Below are 24045 nucleotides of genomic sequence, written 5' to 3'. Positions count from 1 at the left end.
CAGCGAGAGCCGGGGTGGTCTCGACAGGCTCGACCGGCGAACACGCGCGGCACACCCGGAGGGGGGCTGGACCGGACGCCGGAGATGACTAGGGTTGGGCCCGTGGTGACCTTCCTCGACTGGCCGGTCGTGCGGCAGCTGCGCGATCGCGACTTCCTGGGCCGCGGCCCCGCGGTGACCTCGAAGAGGACGCGCGAGATCGAGCCCCGCACCGACACCGCCGACCGGGTCGTGCAGAGCATCTGCCCCTACTGCGCGGTCGGCTGCGGCCAGCGGGTCTTCGTCAAGGACGACAAGGTCGTGCAGATCGAGGGCGACAAGGACTCCCCGATCAGCCGCGGCCGGCTGTGCCCCAAGGGCTCGGCCAGCGAGCAGCTGGTCAACAGCCCGTTGCGCCAGACCGAGGTCCTCTACCGCGCGCCGAAGTCGCGCGAGTGGCAGCGGATCGACCGGGACAAGGCCACCGACATGGTGGTCGACCGGTTCCTCAAGACCCGCGCGGACACCTGGCAGGACGTCGACGACCAGGGGCGCCGGCTGCGCCGCACGATGGGGATCGCCTCGTTGGGGGGAGCCACCCTCGACAACGAGGAGAACTACCTCATCAAGAAGCTCTTCACCGCCGCGGGCGCGATCCAGATCGAGAACCAGGCCCGTATTTGACACTCCTCCACGGTTCCCAGTCTGGGAACCTCGTTCGGGCGTGGCGGCGCCACGCAGTACCTGCAGGACATGGCCAACGCCGACTGCATCGTGATCCAGGGCTCCAACATGGCCGAGTGTCATCCGGTCGGGTTCCAGTGGGTCTCTGAGGCCAAGGCGCGCGGGGCGAAGATCATCCACATCGACCCGCGCTTCACCCGGACCTCGGCGGTCGCCGACCAGCACGTCGGCATCCGCGCCGGCTCCGACGTCGTACTCCTCGGCGCGCTGATCAACCACGTGCTGAGCAACGACCTGTGGTTCAAGGAGTACGTCCTCGCCTACACCAACGCCGCGACGCTGGTCGACGAGTCGTTCCGCGACACCGAGGACCTCGACGGCCTGTTCTCCGGATACGACCCGGAGACGGCGCAGTACGACCTCACCTCGTGGGCCTACGACCAGGAGGGCTCCGGCGACCAGGTCGACGGCCCCACCGGCGGCAACGAGCACGGCTCCACCCAGTCGGAGAAGGCCGGCGGCGACGCGCTCGGCAGCGGTGGCCCGTCGCTGGAGAACGCGAAGGTGAAGCGGGACGAGACGCTGCAGAACCCGCGCACGGTCTTCCAGATCCTCAAGCGGCACTACTCCCGCTACACCCCGGAGATGGTGCAGGAGGCCTGCGGCATCAGCGTGGAGGAGTTCCACTCGATCGCGAAGGCGGTCACCGAGAACTCCAACCGCGACCGCACGACCTGCTTCGCCTACGCGGTCGGCTGGACCCAGCACTCGCTGGGCGCGCAGTTCATCCGTACGGCGTCGATCCTGCAGCTCCTGCTCGGCAACATGGGCCGCCCCGGCGGCGGGATCATGGCGCTGCGCGGGCACGCGAGCATCCAGGGGTCCACCGACATCCCGACGCTGTTCAACCTCCTGCCCGGCTACCTGCCGATGCCGCGGGTGGGCCAGCACGACACCTATTCGGACTACCTCAACGCGATCTCCAGCAAGCAGCAGAAGGGCTTCTGGACCGAGGCGGACGCCTACGCCACCAGCCTGCTGAAGGCGTGGTGGGGCGATGCCGCCACGGCGGAGAACGACTACGCCTTCGACTACCTGCCCCGGCTCTCCGGGCCGCACGGCACCTACCAGACGGTGGTCGACATGGAGGACGGCCGGGTGGAGGGCTACTTCCTGCTCGGCCAGAACCCCGCGGTCGGGTCGGCCAACGGCCGGCTGCAGCGGATGGCGATGACCAAGCTGAAGTGGCTGGTCGTGCGGGACTTCCAGATGATCGAGTCCGCGACGTTCTGGAAGGACTCCCCCGAGATCGCCACCGGCGAGCTGACGCCGGAGGACATCGACACCGAGGTGTTCTTCTTCCCCGCCGCGACGCACGTGGAGAAGGCCGGCAGCTTCACCCAGACCCAGCGACTGCTGCAGTGGCGGCACAAGGCGGTCAACCCGCCGGGCGCGGCGCAGAGCGAGCTGGACTTCTTCCACGAGGTCGGCGTCCGGATCCGCGAGCGGCTCAAGGACTCCACCGACGAGCGGGACCGCCCGCTGCTGGACCTGACGTGGGACTACCCCACCGACGAGCACGGCGAGGTCGACGGCGAGGCGGTGCTGGCCGAGATCAACGGGCGGCACCTCACCGGCGAGAAGGCCGGCCAGCCGCTGTCGGCGTACACCGAGATGCGCAACGACGGGTCGACCTCCGGCGGCTGCTGGATCTACACCGGCGTCTACGCCGACGGGGTGAACCAGGCCGCCCGGCGCAAGCCCGGCCGCGAGCAGACCCCGGTCGCCCCGGAGTGGGGCTGGGCCTGGCCGGCGAACCGGCGGATCCTCTACAACCGCGCCTCGGCGGACCCGGACGGCAAGCCGTGGAGCGAGCGCAAGCGGCTCATCTGGTGGGACGAGGAGGCCGGCCGGTGGGTCGGCGACGACATCCCCGACTTCCCGGCCGAGACCGCGCCGTCCTATCGCCCCGGCGACGACGTGGGCGGCCCCGAGGGCCTGGCCGGCGACGACCCGTTCGTCATGCAGGCCGACGGCAAGGGCTGGCTCTACGCCCCCAAGGGGATGATCGACGGCCCGATGCCGACGCACTACGAGCCGCAGGAGTCCCCGATCCGCAACCCGCTCTACGGGGTCCAGCAGAGCCCGACGCGGCTGGTCTTCCCCCGCGAGGACAACATGTGGAGCCCGAGCGCCCAGCAGCCGGGATCGGACGTCTATCCCTACGTGTTCACCACCTACCGGCTCACCGAGCACCACACGGCCGGCGGGATGAGCCGGTGGCTGCCCTACCTCTCCGAGCTGCAACCGCAGATGTTCTGCGAGGTCTCCCCGGAGCTGGCCGAGGAGGTCGGGCTGGTCAACGACGGCTGGGCCACGATCATCTCGCCGCGCACCGCGATCGAGACCCGGGTGCTGGTGACCGACCGGGTCAAGCCGCTGCGGGTGGGCGGTCAGACGCTGCACCAGGTCGGGCTGCCCTACCACTGGGGCGTCGGCACCAACGCCGTCGTGGACGGCGACGCCGCCAACGACCTGCTGGGTGTCGCGCTCGACCCGAACGTGCAGATCCAGGAGTCCAAGGTGGGCGCCTGCGCGGTGCTCCCCGGCCGACGACCGCAGGGCGAGGCGCTGCTGCGCCTGGTCGCCGACTACCAGCAGCGCGCCGGCGTCACGGTGGAGACCGGGAGCAAGATGGCGCGCCTGGAGACCGACGCCAACCTGGCCAAGGAGGAGGACGAGTGACCGTCTTCGGGAACCAGCTGCACGGCCCGACCGACCCGGCCCGGGACGCGCACTGGGCGGTGCCGGAGCCGCGCAAGGGGTTCTTCACCGACACCTCGATCTGCATCGGCTGCAAGGCCTGCGAGGTCGCGTGCAAGGAGTGGAACCACGTCCCGCAGGACGGGGACTACGCGCTGCTCGGGACGTCGTACGACAACACCGGTCACCTCGGTGCCAGCACCTGGCGGCACGTCGCCTTCATCGAGCAGGGCGCCGAGGACATCGCCGCCGCGCGGGAGACCGGACGCGAGCTGATCAGCCTGGGGATGCCCACCGTGGGCCCCCCGGAGGACCCGGTCGCCGACGACCCGGTGCCCGAGCTGCGGTGGCTGATGTCCTCCAACGTGTGCAAGCACTGCACCCACGCGGGCTGCCTGGACGTCTGCCCGACGGGCGCGCTGTTCCGCACCGAGTACGGCACCGTCGTGGTGCAGGCCGACGTGTGCAACGGCTGCGGATACTGCGTGGCCGCCTGCCCGTTCGGCGTGATCGAGCGACGCGACGGCGGCACGGTCTCCAACGAGCTGACCCCGGTGCACAACGAGGGCGTCGCGCAGAAGTGCACGCTGTGCTACGACCGGATCAGCCACGACCAGACCCCGTCGTGCGCGCAGGCGTGCCCGACGACGTCGATCAAGTACGGCGACCACGACGACCTCCTCGACACCGCCCGCGCCCGGGTCGGCGAGCTGCACGCGGAGGGCAAGACCGAGGCCCGGCTCTACGGCGCCAACGACCTCGACGGGGTCGGCGGCACCGGCGCGTTCTTCCTGCTGCTCGACGAGCCCGAGGTCTACGGCCTGCCGCCGGACCCGCGGGTGCCGACGGCGGACCTGCCGCAGATGTTCCGCAAGGCGGGGATCGCCGGACTCGGCATGCTCGCCGCCGCTGCCGTCTCCTTCCTGGGAGGACGCTCGTGACCACCTCCGACTTCGACCGCGTGCGACCCCCCGACCTCGGGGGCGGCCGGCGGCGCCGCGACACCGCCGGCGGGCTGCGCAAGGCCCGCGGCTGGCTCAACCGGGACTCCGGCGGCGCCCGCGAGCAGGCGGTGGTGCCGGACGCGGAGTTCACCTCCTACTACGGCAAGCCCATCGTGAAGCCGGCGCCGTGGAGCCACGAGATCCCGGCCTACCTCTTCCTCGGCGGCCTGGCCGCCGGGTCCGGCCTGCTCGCCGCGGGCGCGCACCTGACCGGTCGCGAGGTGCTGCGGCGCAACACCCGGCTCACCATGATGGCCGCCGTCGCGGGCTCCGGCCTGGCGCTGGTCAGCGACCTGGGCAAGCCGAGCCGCTTCCTCAACATGATGCGCACGGTCAAGCTCACCTCGCCGATGTCGGTGGGCACCTGGATCTTCACCGCGTTCTCCGGCGCCGCGAGCCTGTCCTTCGCCGCCGAGGCCGACCGGATGCTGCCGGTCGACATCCCCGGCGGCGGGCTGCTCCGCGCGGCGGAGACGCCGGCCACGGTCGGCACCGCCCTCGTCGCGCCCGCGCTGGCGGCGTACACCGCCGTCCTCCTCGGTGACACCGCGACCCCGACCTGGAACGCCGCCAAGGACGACCTGCCGTTCGTCTTCGTCGGCTCGGCGTCGATGGCCGCGGCGGGCATGGCGATGGTGACCACCCCGGTCGCCCAGACCGGGCCCGCGCGCACCCTCGGCGTCGTCGGCGCGGTGGCCGACCTGGTCGCCGCGCACCGGATGGAGAGCGGCCTCGGGGTCGTGGGCGAGCCGCTGCACCAGGGCAAGGCCGGCCGGATGCTGGCGCTCAGCCGCGGCCTGACGATCGCCGGCGCCCTCGGCACGGCCCTCGGCGGGCGCAACCGACTCATCGCCGCCGCGTCGGGTGCCGCCATGGTCGCCGCGTCCGCGCTCACCCGGTTCGGCGTCTTCGAAGCGGGCATCCACTCCGCCAAGGACCCGCGTTACACCGTCGTACCCCAGAAGGAGCGGCTCGCCGCCCGGCGCGCCGCCGGGGTCACCGACGACTCGATCACCACCGCGGGCTGAGGCTCCCCTGCTCCCCCCGCCTCACTGGACCCCGCCGTCCATTTACCAGGTGATCTAGGGAAAGCGTCGCTCTACCCAGCACATTTGCCAGGTACGGCGACGACGCAGCACGACTACCTGGTAAATGGTCGGCCGCGACCGACGCGGGGTCAGGCGACCTCGACTCGCCCGGCGGGGCCGGCGTACACCTCACCGACGACCGGGTGACCGGGGAGCTCGCCGACGACGAGCAGGCCGCCGGAGGTCTGCGCGTCGGCGAGCAGCACCAGCTCGTCCTCGTCGATGCCCGGGCCGACCTCGAGGTGCGGGCGCACCCAGTCCAGGTTGCGGCGGCTGCCGCCGGGGACGAACCCCTCGGCCAGCGACGCGCGGGCGCCGTCGACGTAGGGCACCGCGGCGGCGTCGATCCGGGCGGCGACCCCCGAGGCGCGCGCCATCTTGTGCAGGTGGCCGAGCAGCCCGAAGCCGGTGACGTCGGTGGCGGCGCGGACCCCGGCGGCCACGGCGGCGGCGGAGGCGTCGGCGTTGAGCGCACTCATCGTCGCGACCGCCTCCTCGAACCACTCGCCGGTCTGCTTGTGCCGGTTGTTGAGGACGCCGACGCCGAGTGGCTTGGTGAGCGTGAGCGGCAGCCTCGGCCGGGCCGCGTCGTTGCGCAGCAGCCGGTCGGCGGGGGCGGTGCCGGTGACGGCGAGGCCGTACTTCGGCTCCGGGTCGTCGATCGAGTGGCCGCCGATCACCGGGCAGCCCGCCTCCGCGGCGACCTCGAGCCCGCCGGCCAGCACCTCGCGCAGCTCCCCGGGACCGAGCAGCTCGCGCGGCCAGCCGACCAGGTTGAGCGCGACCAGCGGCACCCCGCCCATCGCGTAGATGTCCGAGAGCGCGTTGGCTGCGGCGATCCGCCCCCACACGCGAGCGTCGTCGACGACGGGGGTGAAGAAGTCGGCGGTGGCGATGACGGCGAGGTCGTCGCGCACGCGCACGGCGGCGGCGTCGTCGCCGTCGTCCAGCCCGACCAGCACGTCCTCGCCGCCCTGTCCGACCAGACCGCTGACCGCCTCCTCCAGCTCGCCGGGCGGGATCTTGCACGCACAGCCGCCCCCGCGCGCGAGCTGGGTGAGCCGACGGCCGTCCACGCTGAGAGTTGCCTCCATGACTCCCGAGCCTAGGCGGTAGGTTGGGACGCGCTGGAGGCGTCTGGGTTCCTGGTGGTCCCCCCGGTCTTCAACACCGGTGAGGCCGAGCATCTCGGTCTGGCGGGTTCGATTCCCGTCCGCCTCCGCCACACACCTGGGAGGAACCCGATGAGCGAGCAGGACCCGCGGCGCCGGATCCCCCGCACCGACGTGCTGCTGGGGGACCCCGCGCTGCGCGAGGCGGCCGACCGGCTGGGTCCGGAGGAGGTACGACGCTCGGTCGCGGCCGCGCAGGAGGCGGCGCGCCGCGGCGACGTCGCGCCCGAGGACGTGCTGGCCCACGCCGTCGCGGGGCTGCCGGCCTCCGCCTCCAGCCTGGTGCCCGTGCTCAACGCGAGCGGCGTCGTGGTGCACACCAACCTGGGGCGGGCCCCGCTGTCTGCCGCGGCGCAGCGGGCGGTGACCGACGCGGCGGGGTACGTCGACGTCGAGCTGGACCTGGCCGACGGGCGCCGGGCGCGCCGGGGTTCGGGCGCGCTGGCGGCCCTGCTGTCCGCCGTACCCTCGGCCGAGGGCGCGCTGGTGGTCAACAACGGCGCGGCCGCGCTGCTGCTCGCGAGCACCGCGCTGGCCCAGGGCCGCGAGGTCGTGGTGAGCCGCGGCGAGCTGGTGGAGATCGGCGACGGCTTCCGGCTGACCGATCTGATCGCCTCGACGGGCGTCCGGCTGCGCGAGATCGGTACGACGAACCGCACGCACCTGGCCGACTACCGCGACGCGGTCGGCGAGGAGACCGGGTGCCTGCTCAAGGTGCACACGAGCAACTTCCGGGTCGAGGGGTTCACCTCCGCGGTGGAGGTCGACGAGCTGGTCGGGCTGGGAGTGCCGGTGGTCGCCGACCTCGGCTCCGGCCTGCTGCACCCCGAGCCGGCGCTCCCGATGGAGCCGGACGCGACGACCGCGCTGAGCCAGGGCGCCGACCTGGTGCTCTTCAGCGGCGACAAGCTGCTCGGCGGCCCCCAGGCGGGGATCATCCTGGGCCGCGCCGACCTGGTCGAGCGGCTGCGCCGGCACCCGATGGCCCGGGCGCTGCGGGTGGACAAGCTGACCCTGGCGGCGCTCGAGGCCACGCTGCGCGCGGGCGAGCCGCCGGTCGCGCGGGCACTGCACACCGACCCCTCCGCGCTGCGGGCCCGGACCCGCGCGCTGGCGACGCGGCTCGGCCTGCCGGAGGAGGCCGTGGTCCCGCACGACGGCCGCGTGGGCGGCGGCGGCGCGGCCGGGCACCCGTTGCCCGGGTGGGCGCTGGCCCTGCCCGAGGAGACGGCGCCCGTGCTGCGCTGCGGCCGCCCGGCGGTGCTGCCGCGCGTGCACGGCGGCTCCTGCCTGGTGGACCTGCGCTGCGTCGAGCCGGGCGACGACGACCGGCTGGCCGAGGCCGTCGCGAGCGCCCTCGCCTCCCTCGACCGGCTCGACCGGTGAGCCGGTGAGCCGGTGAGTCCCCGCAGCCTCGTCGTCGCCACCGCCGGGCACGTCGACCACGGCAAGACCGCGCTGATCCGCGCCCTCACCGGCCAGGAGACCGACCGCTGGGCGGAGGAGAGGCGGCGCGGCCTGACCCTGGACCTGGGGTACGCCTGGACCGACCTCCCCACCGGCGACCGGGTCGCCTTCGTCGACGTGCCGGGCCACGCGCGCTTCATCGGCAACATGCTGGCCGGGGTGGGTCCGGTGCCGGTGGTGCTGCTGGTGGTGGCGGCCGACGAGGGGTGGCGTGAGCAGTCCGCGGAGCATCTGGACGCGCTGGTCGCGCTGGACGTGCGGCACGGCCTGCTCGCGGTGACCCGGAGCGACCTCGCCGACCCGGGGCCGGCCGCCGAGCAGGCGCGGGCCGCGCTCGCCGGGACTGGACTGGCCGGGATCGAGGACGTCGCGGTCTCCGCCCGGACCGGCGAGGGCATCGCCGACTTGCGCGCCGCGCTGGGCCGGCTGGTGGCCGAGGTTCCTGCGGCGCCGGCCGAGGACCGGGTGCGGCTGTGGGTGGACCGGTCCTTCACCGTCTCCGGCGCCGGCACCGTGGCGACGGGCACGCTGGCCTCGGGCACGCTGCGGGTCGGCGACCGGCTGCAGCTGGGCGATCGCGAGGTCGCCGTACGCGGGCTGCAGTCCCGCGAGACCGACCAGACCGAGGTCGGCCCGGTCTCCCGGGTGGCGGTGAACCTGCGCCAGGTCGCCGCCGACGACGTGCCGCGGGGCTCGGCCCTGGTCACGCCCGGCGCCTGGCCGCGGACCGCGCAGGTCGACGTACGCCGCACCAGCGGTCCTGCCTTCACCGACTCCCCCGCCGCGCTCACCGTGCACGCGGGCACCGCGGCGGTGGCGGCGCGGGTGCGCCCGCTGGATGCCGAGCACGCCCGGCTGACGCTGGCCGAGCCGCTGTGGCTGGTTCCCGGCGACCGGTTGGTGCTGCGCGACACCGGCACCGCGCGGGTGCACGGCGGGGCGCAGGTGCTCGACGTCGACCCGCCCGCGCTGCGCCGTCGGGGGGCTGCACGCCGCTGGTCCGAGCGCCTGGCGTCGGCCACGGTCCCGCCGGACGCGGTGGCGGAGGTACGCCGCCGCGGCGCCATGCCCGCACGCCGGCTCACGCTGCTCGGCGCCGACCCGGGCGACCCCCGGTTGGTGCGCATCGGCGACTGGGTGACGCTCGAGCCGGTGCTGGCGCTGTGGGCCGACCGGCTGCGCGGGGTCCACGCCGACGAGCGGCGCGACCAGCCGCTCTCCCCCGGCCCGACGACGGCCGCCGCCGCTCGGGCGATCCGGCTGCCGGACGTCGCCCTGCTGGACGCGGTGGCCGGCCGGGCCGGGCTGGTGGTGCGGGACGGGCGGGTCACCGCCCCCGAGGCACCCGCCGACCTCGGGCCGGCCGAGGCGTCCGTGGCCGAGCTCGAGCGGCGGCTGGGCGCCGACCCGTTCGCCGCGCCCGAGGCCGGGGACCTCGACGCGCTGGGGCTGGGGCCGCGGGAGCTCGCGGCGGCCGCGCGCGCCGGGCGGCTGCTGCGGCTGAGGGCCAGCCCCGCCGACGTGGTCCTGCTGCCGGACGCGGTCGACCGGGCCCGCGCGACGCTCGCCGGGCTGCCGCAGCCGTTCACCCTGAGCGAGGCGCGCCAGGCGCTGGGCACGACCCGGCGGGTCGCCGTACCCCTCCTGGAGCACCTGGACTCCCTCGGCGTCACCCGGCGGGTGGACGGCAGCCGGCGCGAGCTGCGGTGACTCCGCGCTGCCCCCGCCCGCCGACCATTTACCAGGTAGTCACGACGTGCCGTCGCTCTGCGGGGTGAATTCACCGAGTAGTGCGACGACCTGGCACGACTACCTGGTAAATGATCGCGGGGCCGAGGGGAGATCAGGAGGTACGGCGGAGCGCGGCGAGCTCGGCTCGCGAGCGGATGCCGAGCTTCGCGTAGACGCGGGTGAGGTGGTACTGCACCGTCTTGACCGACAGGTAGAGCTCGGCGGCGACCTCCCGGTTAGTCATCCCCTGGGCGACCAGCCGCGAGACCAGCTCCTCCTGCGGCGTGAGGCCGAGGTCGTCGCGGCTGCCGCGGGCCGCGTGCACGCCGCCGGCGCGGAGCTCGTGGTCGCAGCGCTCGACGTACGCCTCAGCGCCCAGCGGGGCGAAGAGGTCGCGCGCGGACTGCATCACCAGGTCGGCCTCCGCGCGCTTGCCCGCCCGGCGCAGGGTCTGGCCGTAGACGAAGGAGACGCGGGCCCGGTCGTAAGGCCGCTGCAGGTCCGCGAGCAGCTCCAGCGACGTCTCGAAGGCGCGGCGGGCACCGGCCAGGTCGCCGGTCCCGCCGAGCAGCCGGCCGCGGGCATAGCCGAGCCGGGCGCAGGCGGAGCGGTGCCCGCGCTCGCGGGCGAGCTCCTCGTGCGGGCGCAGGAAGTCGTCGGCCTCGTCGTACCTCCCCTCGACGACCAGCGCATTGGCGTAGACGTCGGGCCACGGCCAGAAGCCGGGCTCGTCGATGCTGCCGCCGGCCCAGGGCTGTCGCAGCGGCTCCAGCGCCCGGATCACCGCGCCATAGTCGGCGTTCGCCTCGGCGACCGCGGCACGCGCCAGGCAGGACGGCACGCGCATGATCTCGTAGTCCAGCGGCCCGGCGTCGGCCTCGCCGAGCACCGCCTCGGCGGCGACCCGATCGCCCCGCAGCGCGGTGGTCTGCGCGATGGTCCAGCTCAGCAGCGGGTCGAAGAGTCGCATCCCGGTGGTCCGGGCCAGGTCGAGGCCGGCGCGGGCGGTGGCCAGCGCGTCGATCCACTCGCCGGCGTCGAACTGCACGCGCGCGAGCCAGGCCCGCGCCCACAGCGAGATCCGGACCGAGCCGCCGGAGAAGCCGGTCGGTACGGCGGAGGCCAGGGCCGCGCGGGCGAGGTCGGCCTCGTCGACGACCATGTGCACCCAGCCGCGGGCCATGGTCACGCGCTGCGACTGCGCGGTGTGACCGACCTCCTCGGCCAGGTCCAGATAGCCCGCCAGCGCGTCCCGGCTCTCCCCCACCGACGCGGCGCCCAGCCCGCGGATCGCGGCCGCCTCGACCGCGGCGGCCGAGCCCTCGGGGGCCAGCGCGAGCGCCCGGTCCGCCCAGGCGGTCAGATCCCGGCCGCGGCACCGCGCCAGGCTGTGCAGCTCCCATCGCTGGCAGATGGTCGCGGCGGTCGCCGGCTCCCGCTCGGCGTTGACCAGGTCCCACGCGCGCGACAGTCGCGTCTCCGCCTCGGCGGGCCGCCCGAGCACCAGCGCGAGGTATCCCAGCACCGCGTTGCGCATCGGCGTCTCCCGCAGTGCCTCCAGCTGCGGAACCAGCATCGCCGCACCGCGGGTGTCGCCGGCACCGACGAGGGCGTCGACGGCGCGAGAGAGCCGCTGCTCCCGCCGTACCGGATCCGCGGTCATCGCCGCCGCGCGGATGAGCAGCTGCGCCACCACCGACCACTCCCCCGAGGCGGCCTTCTCGTCCGCCAGCTGCTCGAGCTCGACGGCGAGCGGCTCCTCCGGGAGCGGTGTCGCGGCGACCAGATGCGCAAGCCGTACGGCGGGATCCGCGACCAGCCCCGCCGCGTCCCGGTGGGCCTGGGCGAGCCGCTGCGGGCCCAGCGACCCGCGCACCGCAGCGGCGGTCATCGCGTCCCGCGGCCGGAGGACGGTGGTGCCGCCGAGACCCTGGGTCACCACCAGCCCGACACGGGTGGCGGCGTCGAGCGCGGGGAGCGGGTCCTCCAGGCGTGCGAGCCGGGCCACCTCCCCCACGGTCGCGGTGTCCCCGAGCACCGCCGCGGCCTCGGCCAGCGCGCGGGCGTCGTCGTCGAGGGCGGCCAGCTCGGCGCGGACTCCGGCGGCGAGCGCGGCGGGCGCGGGCAGGTCGGGGTCCGGGTCGAGCCAGACGGCCGCGGGCTGCTCGGCGAGCAGTGCGACGAGCGGCCCGGGCAGGCCGCCGGTGAAGCGAGCCAGCCGCTCCGCCGTACCGAGCTGCAGGGCGACGCCGCGGTCGGCCGCGAGCGCCTGCACCTCCGCCGGCGTGAGTGGAGCGGGCTCCACCCGGTCGGGGACGGTGTCGAGGACGGCGGCCGTCTCCGGGGGCGTGGCTGCGGTGGTCCGGGCGACCAGCAGCACCAGGAGCGGCAGCCCGCGGTGGTGGCGGACCAGCGTGGAGAGAGCCTGCAGCGAGGCGGGGTCGGCGTGCTCCGCGTCGTCGACCACCCACAGCAGCGGCACGTCGCCGACCGCCTCAGCGAGTTCTCCGGCCACGGTGAGCGGGTCGGTGCCGGCGGGTTCGCGACCGAGGAGCTGGCCGAGGACCGCGTGGGCCTCCCCGGACTCCCACGGCGTGCCGGTGGCCCACCCGACCCGACCGTCCGCGGCGGTGTGGGTGGCGGAGAGGCGCCGCGCGAGCGTCGTACCGCCCATGCCCGCGGGGCCCGCGAGCAGCAGCAGCTGCGCCTCCCCCGCGACGGCGCGCGCCCGCCGCTCCTCGAGCCGGGCGAGATCGTCCGCCCGGCCCGGGAGCGGCGGGCTGCCGTCCGTGGTCACGCAGTCACGGTAGACGCCCCGACGCCGCCGGGCCTGTCGCGACCGCCGGGCGCGGGACGTCATACGAAGTGGGGAACCCCTTCTCCGGACCGTATGACGTTGTGCGCCGCGCCGCCGGGGGGGGCTCAGCCCGGGTCGCCGCCCGAGACCGGCAGCACGGTGCCGGTGATGTAGGACGCCTCGGGCGAGGCGAGGAAGCAGATCGCGGCGGCCTGCTCGTCGAGCGTGCCGTAGCGGTGCAGCAGCGAGGACTCCAGTGTCTGGTCGATGTGGGCCTGGAACCAGGCGCGCTCCCGGTCGTCCTGCGGCTCCGGCGTGCCGCGGGAGATCCGCCGCGGCGGCGCCTCGGTGCCGCCGGGGGCGGTGGCGACGACCCGGATGCCGGAGTCGGCGTACTCCATCGCCAGCGACGCGGTGATCGCGTTCACCCCGCCCTTCGCGGCGGAGTAGGGGATCCGGTGCACGCCTCGGGTGGCGGCGGAGGACACGTTGACGATCACGCCGCGGCCACGCTCGACCATGCCGGGCAGCACGGCGCGGCAGGTGTGCAGCGTGGTCATCAGCGACCGGTCGATCTCCGCACGGATCTCGCCGTCGGTGAACTCGGTGAAGGGCTTGAAGTTGATCGCCCCGCCGACGTTGTTGACGAGTACGTCGACCTGGCCGAACCGCGCGAGCGCCTGCTCGACCGCGGTGGCGGCGCCGTCGTAGGTCTCCAGGTCCGCGGTGACGCCGATGACGCCGTGGCCGTCGGCCGAGAGCTCCTCGGCCAGCTCGCCGACCAGGTCGGAGCGGTCGACCAGCACCAGCCGGCCGCCCTCGGCGGAGATCCGGCGGGCCGTGGCGGCGCCGATCCCCTGGGCGGCGCCGGTGACCACGACGACCTGCTGGTCGAAGCGACCGGGGGTGACGAACCGCGGCGTGGTGGCGGCCTGCTCGTCCTGCATCGCCCGGCGCATGGTCACCTTGGACCGCTCGGCATGCTCGATCACCAGGCGGCGGGCGGTCTCCAGGTCGCCGGCCTCGACCGCGTCGACGATGTCGAAGTGGTCCTGCACGCACAGCGGGTGGCACCAGGTGGCGTTGCTCAGCGCCTCCTCCATCCGGCCCTTCACGCCCAGCGCCTGGTAGGCCTGCAGCAGGTGCGCGTTGCCGGTGAGGCTGAACAGGTAGTCGTGGAAGGCGGCGTTCGCCTCGGTGTACGCCGCGGCGTCGACGAAGGTGTCGCCGTCGACGTACGGCGCCGCGGACTCGGCCAGCAGCCGGTAGCCGGTGATCTGCTGGTGGCCCAGGCGGCCGACCACGAGCTCGAGGGCGCCGAGCTCGAGCGCCCGGCGGGCCTCGAAGAGCGCGTCGGACTCGTGCACCGAGGGGTGCTCCTCGCCGATCTGGTAGCCGTCGCCGGCATCGTCCACCCGGGTGCGAGCCGCCGGGGCCGGCTCGGGGGCCGGTTCGGGTACGACGATCGGCTGCACCGCTCGGGCGTCGAAGGTCTCCTGCCCCGCGATGTGGCGGCCCTCGCCGACCGGCATCAGGTCGCCGTCGGGCAGGATCAGCGTGTCCGGGCTGGTGATCTTGCCGCTCCCGTTCGTCGAGACGACGGTGGTGGTCTCGACAGGCTCGACCACCGACACCTCTTCGCTCGTGGTCTCGACAGGCTCGACCACCGATGGGGGCTCGACCACCGAGGGGGGCTCGACGGCGGGGGTGAACTTCTCGTAGTAGAACCCCGTCGGCTCGACGCCGAGGCCGGCGACGTGCTCGCGCACGGACTCCACCATCGGCGGCGGGCCACACAGGTAGATCGCCACGTCGCCGCCGTGCAGGTGCTCCTCGGCGATGAGGCTCATGACGCGGCCCTTGTTGGCCGCCGTACTGGCCTCGTCGGAGACCACGTGGTCCCAGGTGAGGGTGGGCAGGTGCTCGGCGATCTCGGCGAGCCGGTCGAGCTCGACCAGGTCGTCGTCCTTGCTGACGCCGTACACCAGATGCACGGGCCGGTCACTGCCGCTCTCGCGCAGCCTGTGCAGGATCGACAGGATCGGCGCCAGGCCGGTGCCGCCGGCGATCAGCAGGACCGGCCGCTCGGCCTCCCGGAGGAAGAAGCTGCCGTGCGGGCCGGTGAAGGTCAGCTCGTCGCCGGGCTGCGCCTGCTCCGCCAGCCAGGTCGACATCACCCCGCCGTCGGTGAGCTTCACCAGGAAGGACAGCTCGTCGGCGTCCGGCGCGGAGGAGAAGGAATAGGACCGCGACTCCTCGGTGCCGGGGATCCGCAGGTTGACGTACTGCCCCGGCAGGAACGCCAGCTCGCTGCGCCGGTCGGTCGTGATCCGCAGCGCCATCGTGGTCGGGCTGAGCCGCTCCACCCCGGTGACGGTGGCCTGGAACTCCCCCGCCTGGGTCTTGGCGACCGCCGAGGTGCTGGCGATCTCCAGCACCAGGTCCGACAGCGGCTTCATGCTGCACGGCAGCACGTAGCCGTCGGCCTCCTCCGCCGGGGACAGCGCGTCCTCGATGTAGGTGCCGCCGTCGAACTCGCCGGACTCGCACCGCGCCTTGCAGGTCCCGCAGGCGCCGTCGCGGCAGTCCAGCGGGATGTTGATCCGGGCTCGGTACGACGCATCCGCGACCGTCTGGTCCTCGCCGCAGGTGATGAAGCGGGTGACGCCGTCCTCGAAGGCGAGGGCGACCTGGTGGCTGCTCATGGGATCACTCCGGTGGTGGGGATGCTCAGAAGTGGTAGACGTCGACGACGTGGTGGATGTAGTCGTTCTTCAGCACCACGGTCTTGCGGCGGTAGAGCGGCAGGTCGCCGGAGAAGTCGATCGTGGCGAACGTCGTCCCGTAGTAGGGGTCGACGGTGTGGTAGCGGAAGTACATCGTGTGCCAGTTGAAGCGCACGTCCACGAGGTCCCCGCGGCGCTCGATCACCTCGACGTTGGTGATGTTGTGGCTGGTCCGCGGCTCCGGGATCGACGTCGCGCTGGAGCGCTCGGTGCGGATCCGGAAGACCCGGTCCTCCAGGCCGCCCTTGTTCGGGTAGTAGATCAGCGAGATCTCGGTGTGCGGGTCCTCGGTGAGCGTGTCGTCGTCGGTCCACGCCGGCATCCAGTACTCACAGTCGGGGGCGTAGCACTCCAGCCACTTCTCGAACTCGCGGTCGTCGAGGTAGCGCGCCTCGCGGTAGAGGAACTGCTCGATGTCGTTCTGGCTGATCGCCTTGGTCTGCTCGGCCGCCGGGGCGGCGTCGGTCGTCGTACTCACTTCTGCTCCTCCTCCTGAGCGAGCGCGGCCCGCATCGTGGTCAGCCAGTAGCCGTGCTGGACGGGGTAGAGCCCCTCGTCCTCGTTCTTCACACCCGCGGAGATCACGCCGGTCATGCCGAGGGTGGTGGCGACCTCGTCGGGCCCGTCGAGCCAGTGCTCGGCGCCGCGGCTCATGTCGTTCCACGGCGCGGCCTGCGCCTGGTAGGTCAGCTGGCAGGAGCGGAACTCCTCCAGGTCGTCGGGGGTGGCCATGCCGGAGGCGTTGAAGAAGTCCTCGTACTGCCGGATCCGCCAGGCGCGCGCCTCCTTGCTCTCCCCCTTCGGCGCGATGCAGTAGATCGTCACCTCGGTCTTGTCCGGCGCGATCGGCCGGAAGTGCCGGATCTGGGTGGAGAACTGGTCCATCAGGTAGACGTTGGGGTAGAGGCACAGGTTGCGGCTGCCCTTGACCATGAACTCGCCCTTGGCCTCGCCGTGCTCGGCCTTCAGCTCCTCCATCCGGTCCCACAGCGGCCGGTCCTCGGGGTTGCCGGCCCAGGTCCACAGGCACAGGTGGCCGTGCGGGAAGGACCAGTAGCCGCCGCCGGACTTGCCCCAGCTGCCGGCGTCCAGGGTCTTGGTCTCGTTCGCCGAGTCGCCGGTGTTGCGGCGGCTGGTGGTGGCCGCGTAGTTCCAGTGGGTCGCGGTGACGTGGTAGCCGTCGGCGCCGTTCTCGGCCTGCACCTTCCAGTTGCCGTCGTAGGTGTAGGTCGACGAGCCGCGCAGCACCTCCAGCCCGTCCGGCGACTGGTCGACCAGCATGTCGATGATCGTGGTGGTGTCGCCGAGGTGCTCGGCGAGCGGCAGCACGTCGGGGTTGAGGCTGCCGAAGAGGAACCCGCGGTAGCTCTCGAACCGCGCGACCTTGACCATGTTGTGCGACCCGTCCTGGTCGAACGTGGCCGGATACCCCGCGCCGTCGGGGTCCTTGACCTTGAGCAAGGTGCCGTCGTTGCGGAAGGTCCACCCGTGGAAGGGGCAGGTGAGGGTGGTCCGGTTGTCGGTCTTGCGCCGGCAGATCATCGCGCCGCGGTGCGCGCAGGCGTTGATCAGCAGGTGCATCTCCCCGTCCTTGTCCCGGGTGATGACCACGGGCTGCCGGCCGAGATAGGTGGTGAAGTAGTCCCCGGGGTTCGGCAGCTGGCTCTCGTGAGCCAGGTAGAGCCAGTTGCCCTCGAAGATGTGCTTCATCTCCAGCTCGAAGATCTCCTCGTCGGTGAAGATCCGGCGGTTGGCGCGGAACTGGCCGGCCTCGCGGTCGTCGATGATCGCGTCCTCGAGTACGGCGGCCAGGTGGGCCGTGGCGCCGTTCGGGGTCTTGGTGGAGCTGACGGTCTCGGTCACGGGTCCTCCCGATGGGTGGAAGTGGGATGAGAAGCACCGTTCCACTCCGTGGCGGCCGTCACACGAGCCGAAAGCCTAGGGCTGACCCAGGGTGCTATTCATCAGTCTTGCTTATCTATATGCTGTTATCTCGTCCTTGTTCTCGATGGATCTCCGGCCCTACCGTGGTCTGCACCACACCGAGACCGGACGGAGGCGTTCCCCCATGGAGCTGCGGCACCTGCGCTACTTCGCCGCCGTCGCGGAGACCCAGCACTTCGGCCGGGCCGCGGAGCGGCTGCACCTGGCCCAGCCGGCCCTCTCCCAGGCGGTGCGCCAGCTCGAGGACGAGCTGGGGACGCCGCTGTTCACCCGGACCACGCGCCAGGTCAGCCTGACTCCCGCCGGGGAGTTCCTCCGGGGCGAGGCCGAGCGGATCCTGGGGGCGATCGAGGACAGCGCCCGTGGAGTACGCCGGATCGCCGAGGGCAGCGAGGGGCTGCTGCGGATCGGGTTCACCGGCACCGCGGCCTACACCCAGCTGCCGCGGATCGCCCGGATCCTCAAGCGCTCCGTGCCCGGGCTGGCGCTGGAGATCCACGCGGACCTGCTCACGCCCGATCAGTGCGAGCGGCTGGACTCCGGCGCCCTGGATCTCGGCGTGCTGCGCCCGCCGGCCACCGGGGAGGACCTGGTCGTCCGCACCATCGAGATCGAGCCGCTGGTGCTGGCGGTGCCCGCCGACCACCGGCTGGCCGAGGAGCCGGTGATCGCGATGGCCGACCTGCGCACCGAGGACCTGGTCGCCTACCCCGCCGGGTCGGCGGTCGACGAGGCCGTGCAGCGCAGCTGCCGGGAGGCGGGCTTCGCGCCGCGCGTCGCCCACCGCGCTCCGGGTACGTCGGTGCTGCTGGCGCTGGTCGCCGGGGGGCTGGGCGTCGGCCTGGTGCCGGGCTCGGTCCGGGCAGCGCCGCTGGCCGGCGTGGTCTTCCGCGACGTGGCGGACGCGGCCACCACCGAGCTGGCGCTGGCGTGGCGCCGTACCGATCCCGCTCCGTTGCTCGGGCGCGTGCTCGTCCGGCTCGACGAGGCGGGCCTGTTCCCCACCACCGAACCCCTGCGCATCCCCGAGGACCTCCGATGAAGATCACCCAGGTCGAGGCGATCCCGTTCGCCATCCCCTATCGCAAGCCGCTGCGCTTCGCGAGCGGCGAGGTGCGCACCGCCGAGCATGTGCTGGTGCGGGTGCACACCGACGACGGCGTGGTCGGGGTGGCCGAGGCGCCGCCGCGCCCGTTCACGTACGGCGAGACCCAGGCGGGCATCATCGCGGTGATCCGGGACGTCTTCGCCCCGCAGGTGGTGGGCAGCACGCTCACCCAGGGCGAGGCGATCGGGGCGCGGATCGCGCGCACCGTGGGCAATCCGGCAGCGAAGTCGGCGCTGGACATGGCGATGTGGGACGCGCTCGGGCGCACCCTGGGCCTGCAGGTCACCGAGCTGCTCGGCGGCTTCACCGACCGGATGCGGGTCACCCACATGCTCGGCTTCGACGAGCCGGCCGCGATGGTCGCCGAGGCCGAGCGGATGCGCGACGTGCACGGCATCACCGCCTTCAAGGTCAAGGTCGGGCGCCGGCCGGTGCAGCTGGACACCGCGGTGGTGCGGGCGCTGCGGGAGGCGCTGGGCGCGGAGGTGGAGCTCTACGTCGACGGCAACCGCGGCTGGAGCGCGTCGGAGTCGGCGCGGGCGATGCGGGAGATGGCCGACCTGGGCCTGACCCTGGCCGAGGAGCTGAACCCCGCGGACGACGTCCTCGGCCGCCGCTGGCTGGTGCAGCAGCTCGACGTACCGTTCGTCGCCGACGAGTCCGCGCCGACGCCTGCGGACGTGACCCGCTCGCTGCTGGACGGCGCCGCGACCGCGATCAGCATCAAGACCGCACGCACCGGCTTCACGGGGAGCCGACGCGTGCACCACCTGGCCGAGGGGCTGGGCGCCGAGGTGGTGATGGGCAACCAGATCGACGGCCAGCTCGGGTCGGCCTGCACGGTCGCCTTCGGCTCCGCCTTCGAGCTCACCTCGCGCCGGCCGGGCGAGCTGTCGAACTTCCTGGACATGACCGACGACCTGCTGACCGAGCCGCTGGAGATCACGGGTGGGGAGCTGCGGGTCCGGCAGGGCACGGGGCTGGGCGTGGAGATCGACGCCGAGAAGCTGGCGCGCTACCGCCAGGACTGAGCCTTCCGCGCGGTCTCGGGCCGCACGGCCACACATCAACGAAGCACCATCACAAGGGATCACAAGGGAGAGAACGATCATGAGCGAGACCGCCACCGCTGCCGCCTCGGGAGCCTCGGCCACCGAGCGCTTCCACGCCGACAAGTCGCCCTTCGAGGCGGTGAAGGACACCCCGCCGGAGCGGGTCGACGCGCTGGCCCGCGCCGTACTCGACTCGGTCTATGCCACGATCCGCGAGCAGCGGGTGACCTACGACGAGTACAACGCGCTCAAGGCGTGGCTGATCAACGTCGGGCAGGACGGTGAGTGGCCGCTCTTCCTCGACGTGTGGGTCGAGCACGTCGTGGAGGAGGTCGCGACCGACCACCGCGAGGGCAGCAAGGGCACGATCGAGGGGCCGTACTACGTCCCCGGCGCGCCGGAGCGCGGCGCGAAGGCGTCGGTGCCGATGCGGGAGAACGAGGCGGGCACGCCGCTGCACTGGACGGGGACGATCACCTCGACTGACGGCACGCCGCTGGAGGGCGCCTCGGTGGAGCTGTGGCACGCCGACTCCGACGGCTTCTACTCCCAGTTCGCCCCCGGGCTGCCGGAGTGGAACCTGCGGGGCACGTTCACCGTCGGCGCGGACGGGGTCTTCGAGATCGAGACCGTCCAGCCGGCGCCGTACCAGATCCCGACCGACGGCTCCTGCGGCAAGCTGATCGCCGCCGCGGGCTGGCACGCCTGGCGGCCGGCGCACCTGCACGTGAAGGTGTCCGCGCCCGGGCACGAGCAGCTCACCGCGCAGCTCTACTTCCCCGGGGACGAGCACAATGACGACGACATCGCGTCGGCGGTGAAGCCCGAGCTGGTGCTCGACCCGCAGAAGCAGGCCGACGGGTCGGCGACCGTCGACTACGGCTTCGTCCTCGACCCGGTCACTTCGGCGAAGGACTGACGCCGGTGCTGTTCCACGTGCGCATGGACGTCCGCCTCCCGCGCGACCTCGACCCGGCCGAGCGCGCCGACCTGGTCGCGCGGGAGAAGGACTACAGCCAACAGCTGCAGCGCGAGGGCAAGTGGCCGCACATCTGGCGGGTCGTCGGGGAGTATGCGAACTACTCCATCTTCGATGTCGAGTCCGGGGATGAGCTGCACGAGCTGCTCTCGGGGTTGCCGCTGTTCCCGTTCATGGACATCGCCGTCACGCCGCTTGCGACGCATCCCTCGGACATCGCGACCGGGAACTGACTTTCTCGGTGGTCTGAGCCTGTCGGGCTTTCTCGGTGGTCGAGCCTGTCGAGACCACCCTGAATTGCCCTCAGGTCCACTACCGGTCGGCTGCGGCAGTCGTAGCGGCGATGAAGTCAGCCAGTGAGAACCAGTTGCGATTGGCGGGCCCACCAGAGCGAATCTCGTACCTCACAGTCCGCCACTTCCCTGAGCTCACGTCATCCTTGAACTTTGCGCCTGAAAGCCCGCCACTGCGTCCGACCGCATCGAAGGTGGCTTCGCCGCTCGCATGTGCCTCAACGATCTCCGCCCCCGTCAGGGTGTCATCGGCGTTGCTCCGGAACGTCAACTCGCGAGCGGACTCCAGGTTCTCGTGCTGCGACAGAGCCGTGGCGAGCACTCGTGCCCAGTACCGGGGACCGACCACGTCGTACTCGGCCAGCACCTCCTCCCACGTGACGATGGGATAAGAGAGATCGCCGACCCTCTCGGCCAGCCGAGACGGGAGCAGCAGAACGTGCCTCACCCGGTCATCGGACAAACCGAGTGCAGAGCGCCATGTGTCAACCACGACTGCCTGGCGACGCATCTGCGCCTCAAGATCGGCGCCACTGGGGTTGTGGAACATCTTCGCTTCGACAGCCACCAACCAATCGGGCCCTGCGATGACGACGTCGGGAGTGTCCGCTTGATGAGGTCCCGGCCAAGCAGCCTTGTCGTGGTCGGTGAATACGGACTCGGCGAAGCCGTACTCCGTCAGAAGCTGGAAGTTCTGGTCCCCCTCGAGATTGGGCCGAACGTCGACGTCGGACAGGCCGCACAGGGTGAGGAATCGGTCCAGGTACGCGAATCCGTCGGACGCGACGAGCATCGGCAAGACGGTTCCGGTGTAGTACCGCTCCTTGCGGTTGATCGGCAGCCTGCCTCCGAGCGGGCCGGCCTCGGAGGCGCGTGACAACCCAGACTGAGCACGGGTGTAGCGCACCCGCTCACCCATGACGTCCAACAAAGTGCTGAGGTCGCGACTCCCCGCGGCATCAAGGTCGTCGTTCCATTGGCCGTTCGAGATCTGCTCCGCGATTCCGCCGTCTCCGCCGACACGTGTCAGGTAACGCTGTGCCTGCTGCGCCGCTCGCTGCAAGGCGTCATGAGCTCCGTCCGCCATTCCCTCTTTCTACACCGCCTCGTCGTTTCGCGGCATGGCCTGCTGGAACGGTGGGCAGCGTCTGTCGTCGAGGGGCTCGGCGCGAAGGTGCAAACTTTGCGGGATTCGCACAGCGCGTGGGGACGTGGGACGCTGTCTGGCAGCTCAGGTCATTCGCCTTCCAAGAAATCGGCTTCGAGTTGCCAAATGGTGTCTTGATGCTCGACAAACTTCCCGCCCGCTTCCAAACCCGCCTTAGCAATGAGGGCTTTGAGGCCAGCATCGACGCCGAAATCGTCCGTCGAGCGGACGTCGATTGCGACCTGGCCGAGGCCAGATTCCATCCGCGCCGCCGCGATTTCCATCCACAAAGGCTCGTGGGGAGTCCAAACCAGATCGTGCGGAATGTGCGGGTCGCCACTCGGCGCGAGACGCATGGTCGTCAACACCTGATGAGCAGTACTGTCGGTGCGGCTTGCGTTCGCACCAATTTCGACATCTAGCGACGAGTCGGGCACGAGTGGGAGACCCAACCCGAGTCGCGCTGCTGCCTCGCGGTCCCATCCCTGTATATGGAGAACCTTGACCGTCCGAGCACCCAGCGAGCGAGCAAGCCGCAGCGCTTCGGCCACCTTGTGCTCGAACAGGAAGCGATGGAAGTCCGCCGCAGGGATGTACGAACCGACGTCCACAGGATGACCGACATACACCACATTCTGTCTCGGATGGCCCGGTGGAAAGCGGAGCGCGCGAGCGGTCTTGCGATCGATTGGATAGATCGACTCGCCACTCTCTCGGAAGTCCCTGATTGCCCTGACAAGCGCGACGCCGGCGAGGCCCAGTGCACCACCGCCCAGCATGGCCACGGCACCAGCCTTCGCAACGTCCCAATCGCCAAAGCGCGGCTTTGCTACGGCGGACGGCACCTTTTCCGCCACGACAATGATTCGGCGCTCTTCGTAGGGCAGGTCGGTGACCTCACGTGGGTTCACATGCGGGACGATACGCTCGCGAGCCGCCTCACCACTGCTATCGGCAGCCCGGAGTTGGCGCTCGGGCACGGGTTCTCGCGCCCTGCCGCGGCCCCCGGAGCGGAGCTAACGCCCCTCAACTCCGCTCGCGCAACCGCGCATTGGGCAGATCGGGCGCAGGGATCGGCGCAAGGTGGTCATCGACCACCACTCCGTAGCGACCAGGAGCGACGTCCTGGGAGTCCTGGATGACCGACCCGTCGCGGGTGATCTGGTCCTGCCACTCCTGACGGAAGGCGACGACCTCCTCGTGCGAGCGCCCGACGAAGTTCCACCACATGACGATCCTCTGGCCGAAGGGGACGCCGCCGAGCAGCAGAAGCCGGGCCGGCAACTCACCGGCCACGATCCGCAGGCGATCACTTCGGGGTGCGACGTGCACCAGCTCGCCCGGCTTGGCCGGCTGGTCCGCCACGTCCACGACCCCGTCGTCGACCAGGACGCCGTGCTCGAACGAGGGGTCCACAGTGAGCTCGACATCGGCGCCCGGCTCCAGCAGCAGCTCCGCGCCGAGCAGCGGGGTGAAGGTGGCGACCGGCGAGGTCTCCCCCAGCAGGGAGCCGATGAAGACCCGCGCCACCAGACCGTCCCGCTCGACCGGCTCGGGCACATAGTGGTCGAAGCCCGGGTCGGTGTACCGCGCCTCGTCGGGCAGAGCGACCCACAGCTGGGCGCCGTGCAGGGTCGTCGTACTCTCCGTCGACACCTCCGAGTGCGAGATCCCGCGCCCCGCGGTCATCAGGTTCACCTCGCCCGGCCGCACCATCGCGTGGTTGCCCGCCGAGTCCTTGTGCTCGATCTCCCCGGAGAACAGCCACGACACCGTCTGCAGCCCGGTGTGCGGGTGCGGCGCGACCTTCATCCCACCCGAGTCCGCGACGTCGTCGGGCCCGTAGTGGTCCACGAAGCACCAGGCGCCGATCAGCGTCCGCTCGCGCGCGGGGAGCGTGCGCCGTACCGTCATCGATCGCGGCCCGCCCAGCGGCACCTCGCGCGGCACCAGCACCGTCACCTCCGGCGCCGTCTCGTCCACGGAGGACACGACTTCGTCCGGGTTGCGCTCGGGGTTCGTCATTCCCCCATCCTGACGCATCCACCCGA

At 72.2% G+C, this 24045-nt stretch carries 17 protein-coding genes and 1 tRNA gene; 10 read left to right on the top strand and 8 right to left on the bottom strand.

Annotated elements, in window-relative coordinates; all coding sequences use genetic code 11:
* The first annotated feature begins 84 nt into the window (after positions 1–84).
* Genes fdh through nrfD form a run of 3 tightly spaced genes read left to right on the top strand, consistent with a single transcriptional unit; the run spans position 85 to position 5458 of the window.
* Positions 85–3408: a formate dehydrogenase gene (fdh, locus tag K8W59_RS01990; protein WP_263283275.1), complete on the top strand. Its 3324-nt coding sequence runs from the start codon at positions 85–87 to the stop codon at positions 3406–3408.
* Positions 3405–4367 (top strand): 4Fe-4S dicluster domain-containing protein, encoded by a 963-nt coding sequence (locus K8W59_RS01985; protein WP_223397098.1) that lies wholly within the window; start codon positions 3405–3407, stop codon positions 4365–4367. The genes fdh and K8W59_RS01985 overlap by 4 nt, the downstream gene beginning before the upstream one ends.
* Positions 4364–5458, top strand: a complete 1095-nt coding sequence (gene nrfD, locus K8W59_RS01980) for an NrfD/PsrC family molybdoenzyme membrane anchor subunit (protein ID WP_223397097.1) — start codon at positions 4364–4366, stop codon at positions 5456–5458. Before K8W59_RS01985 ends, nrfD begins: the two co-directional genes overlap by 4 nt.
* A 149-nt stretch (positions 5459–5607) precedes the next feature.
* On the opposite strand, the gene selD is transcribed toward nrfD, so the two are convergent.
* Positions 5608–6612, bottom strand: a complete 1005-nt coding sequence (gene selD, locus K8W59_RS01975; protein ID WP_223397096.1) for a selenide, water dikinase SelD — start codon at positions 6610–6612, stop codon at positions 5608–5610.
* Positions 6613–6647: 35 nt separating this feature from the next.
* On the opposite strand from selD, the gene K8W59_RS01970 reads away from it, so the two are divergent.
* The 3 genes from K8W59_RS01970 (at position 6648) to selB (ending at position 9867) form a co-directional block, all read left to right on the top strand.
* Positions 6648–6743 (top strand) — tRNA-Sec (locus K8W59_RS01970).
* Positions 6744–6762: 19 nt separating this feature from the next.
* Positions 6763–8076: an L-seryl-tRNA(Sec) selenium transferase gene (selA, locus tag K8W59_RS01965; protein ID WP_223397095.1), complete on the top strand. Its 1314-nt coding sequence runs from the start codon at positions 6763–6765 to the stop codon at positions 8074–8076.
* 12 nt (positions 8077–8088) lie between these two features.
* Positions 8089–9867 (top strand): selenocysteine-specific translation elongation factor, encoded by a 1779-nt coding sequence (gene selB, locus K8W59_RS01960; RefSeq protein ID WP_223397094.1) that lies wholly within the window; start codon positions 8089–8091, stop codon positions 9865–9867.
* Between the two features lie 133 nt (positions 9868–10000).
* On the opposite strand, the gene K8W59_RS01955 is transcribed toward selB, so the two are convergent.
* The 4 genes from K8W59_RS01955 to benA form a co-directional block, all read right to left on the bottom strand.
* Complete coding sequence (locus K8W59_RS01955; RefSeq protein ID WP_223397093.1) at positions 10001–12685, bottom strand: helix-turn-helix transcriptional regulator; 2685 nt, start codon at positions 12683–12685, stop codon at positions 10001–10003.
* A gap of 125 nt (positions 12686–12810) precedes the next feature.
* Positions 12811–15390, bottom strand: coding sequence for a benzoate 1,2-dioxygenase electron transfer component BenC (gene benC, locus K8W59_RS01945; protein WP_317846299.1), 2580 nt, complete (start codon positions 15388–15390; stop codon positions 12811–12813).
* 25 nt (positions 15391–15415) lie between these two features.
* A complete protein-coding gene (gene benB / locus K8W59_RS01940; protein ID WP_317846298.1) occupies positions 15416–15949 on the bottom strand; it encodes a benzoate 1,2-dioxygenase small subunit in 534 nt (177 codons plus the stop codon).
* Positions 15946–17334: a benzoate 1,2-dioxygenase large subunit gene (gene benA, locus K8W59_RS01935; RefSeq protein ID WP_223397092.1), complete on the bottom strand. Its 1389-nt coding sequence runs from the start codon at positions 17332–17334 to the stop codon at positions 15946–15948. The genes benB and benA overlap by 4 nt, the downstream gene beginning before the upstream one ends.
* A gap of 205 nt (positions 17335–17539) precedes the next feature.
* Between benA and K8W59_RS01930 the strand changes: the two genes are divergently transcribed.
* From K8W59_RS01930 to catC, 4 genes are all read left to right on the top strand, one after another.
* Complete coding sequence (locus K8W59_RS01930) at positions 17540–18457, top strand: LysR substrate-binding domain-containing protein (protein WP_223397091.1); 918 nt, start codon at positions 17540–17542, stop codon at positions 18455–18457.
* Positions 18454–19554 carry a mandelate racemase/muconate lactonizing enzyme family protein gene (locus tag K8W59_RS01925; RefSeq protein WP_223397090.1) on the top strand — a complete coding sequence of 367 codons (1101 nt, stop codon included), beginning with the start codon at positions 18454–18456 and terminating at the stop codon, positions 19552–19554. Before K8W59_RS01930 ends, K8W59_RS01925 begins: the two co-directional genes overlap by 4 nt.
* 79 nt (positions 19555–19633) lie before the next feature.
* Positions 19634–20494, top strand: a complete 861-nt coding sequence (catA, locus tag K8W59_RS01920; RefSeq protein ID WP_223397089.1) for a catechol 1,2-dioxygenase — start codon at positions 19634–19636, stop codon at positions 20492–20494.
* A 5-nt stretch (positions 20495–20499) separates the two neighbouring features.
* A complete protein-coding gene (gene catC, locus K8W59_RS01915; RefSeq protein ID WP_223397088.1) occupies positions 20500–20787 on the top strand; it encodes a muconolactone Delta-isomerase in 288 nt (95 codons plus the stop codon).
* A gap of 79 nt (positions 20788–20866) precedes the next feature.
* On the opposite strand, the gene K8W59_RS01910 is transcribed toward catC, so the two are convergent.
* The 3 genes from K8W59_RS01910 to K8W59_RS01900 all read right to left on the bottom strand — a co-directional run bounded on the left by K8W59_RS01910 (position 20867) and on the right by K8W59_RS01900 (position 24019).
* Positions 20867–21934, bottom strand: a complete 1068-nt coding sequence (locus K8W59_RS01910; RefSeq protein ID WP_223397087.1) for a hypothetical protein — start codon at positions 21932–21934, stop codon at positions 20867–20869.
* Between the two features lie 149 nt (positions 21935–22083).
* The gene (locus K8W59_RS01905) at positions 22084–22905 is read right to left on the bottom strand and encodes a hypothetical protein (RefSeq protein WP_223397086.1); all 822 of its coding nucleotides are present in this window, start codon (positions 22903–22905) and stop codon (positions 22084–22086) included.
* A gap of 115 nt (positions 22906–23020) precedes the next feature.
* Positions 23021–24019 (bottom strand): pirin family protein, encoded by a 999-nt coding sequence (locus K8W59_RS01900; protein ID WP_223397085.1) that lies wholly within the window; start codon positions 24017–24019, stop codon positions 23021–23023.
* Positions 24020–24045: the final 26 nt, after the last annotated feature.

This window comes from Nocardioides rotundus (genome assembly GCF_019931675.1).
In the GTDB taxonomy this organism is placed as follows: Bacteria; Actinomycetota; Actinomycetes; order Propionibacteriales; family Nocardioidaceae; genus Nocardioides; species Nocardioides rotundus.
Note: the sequence above shows the minus strand (reverse complement) of the source record. Positions and strands in the feature narration are given on the sequence as shown.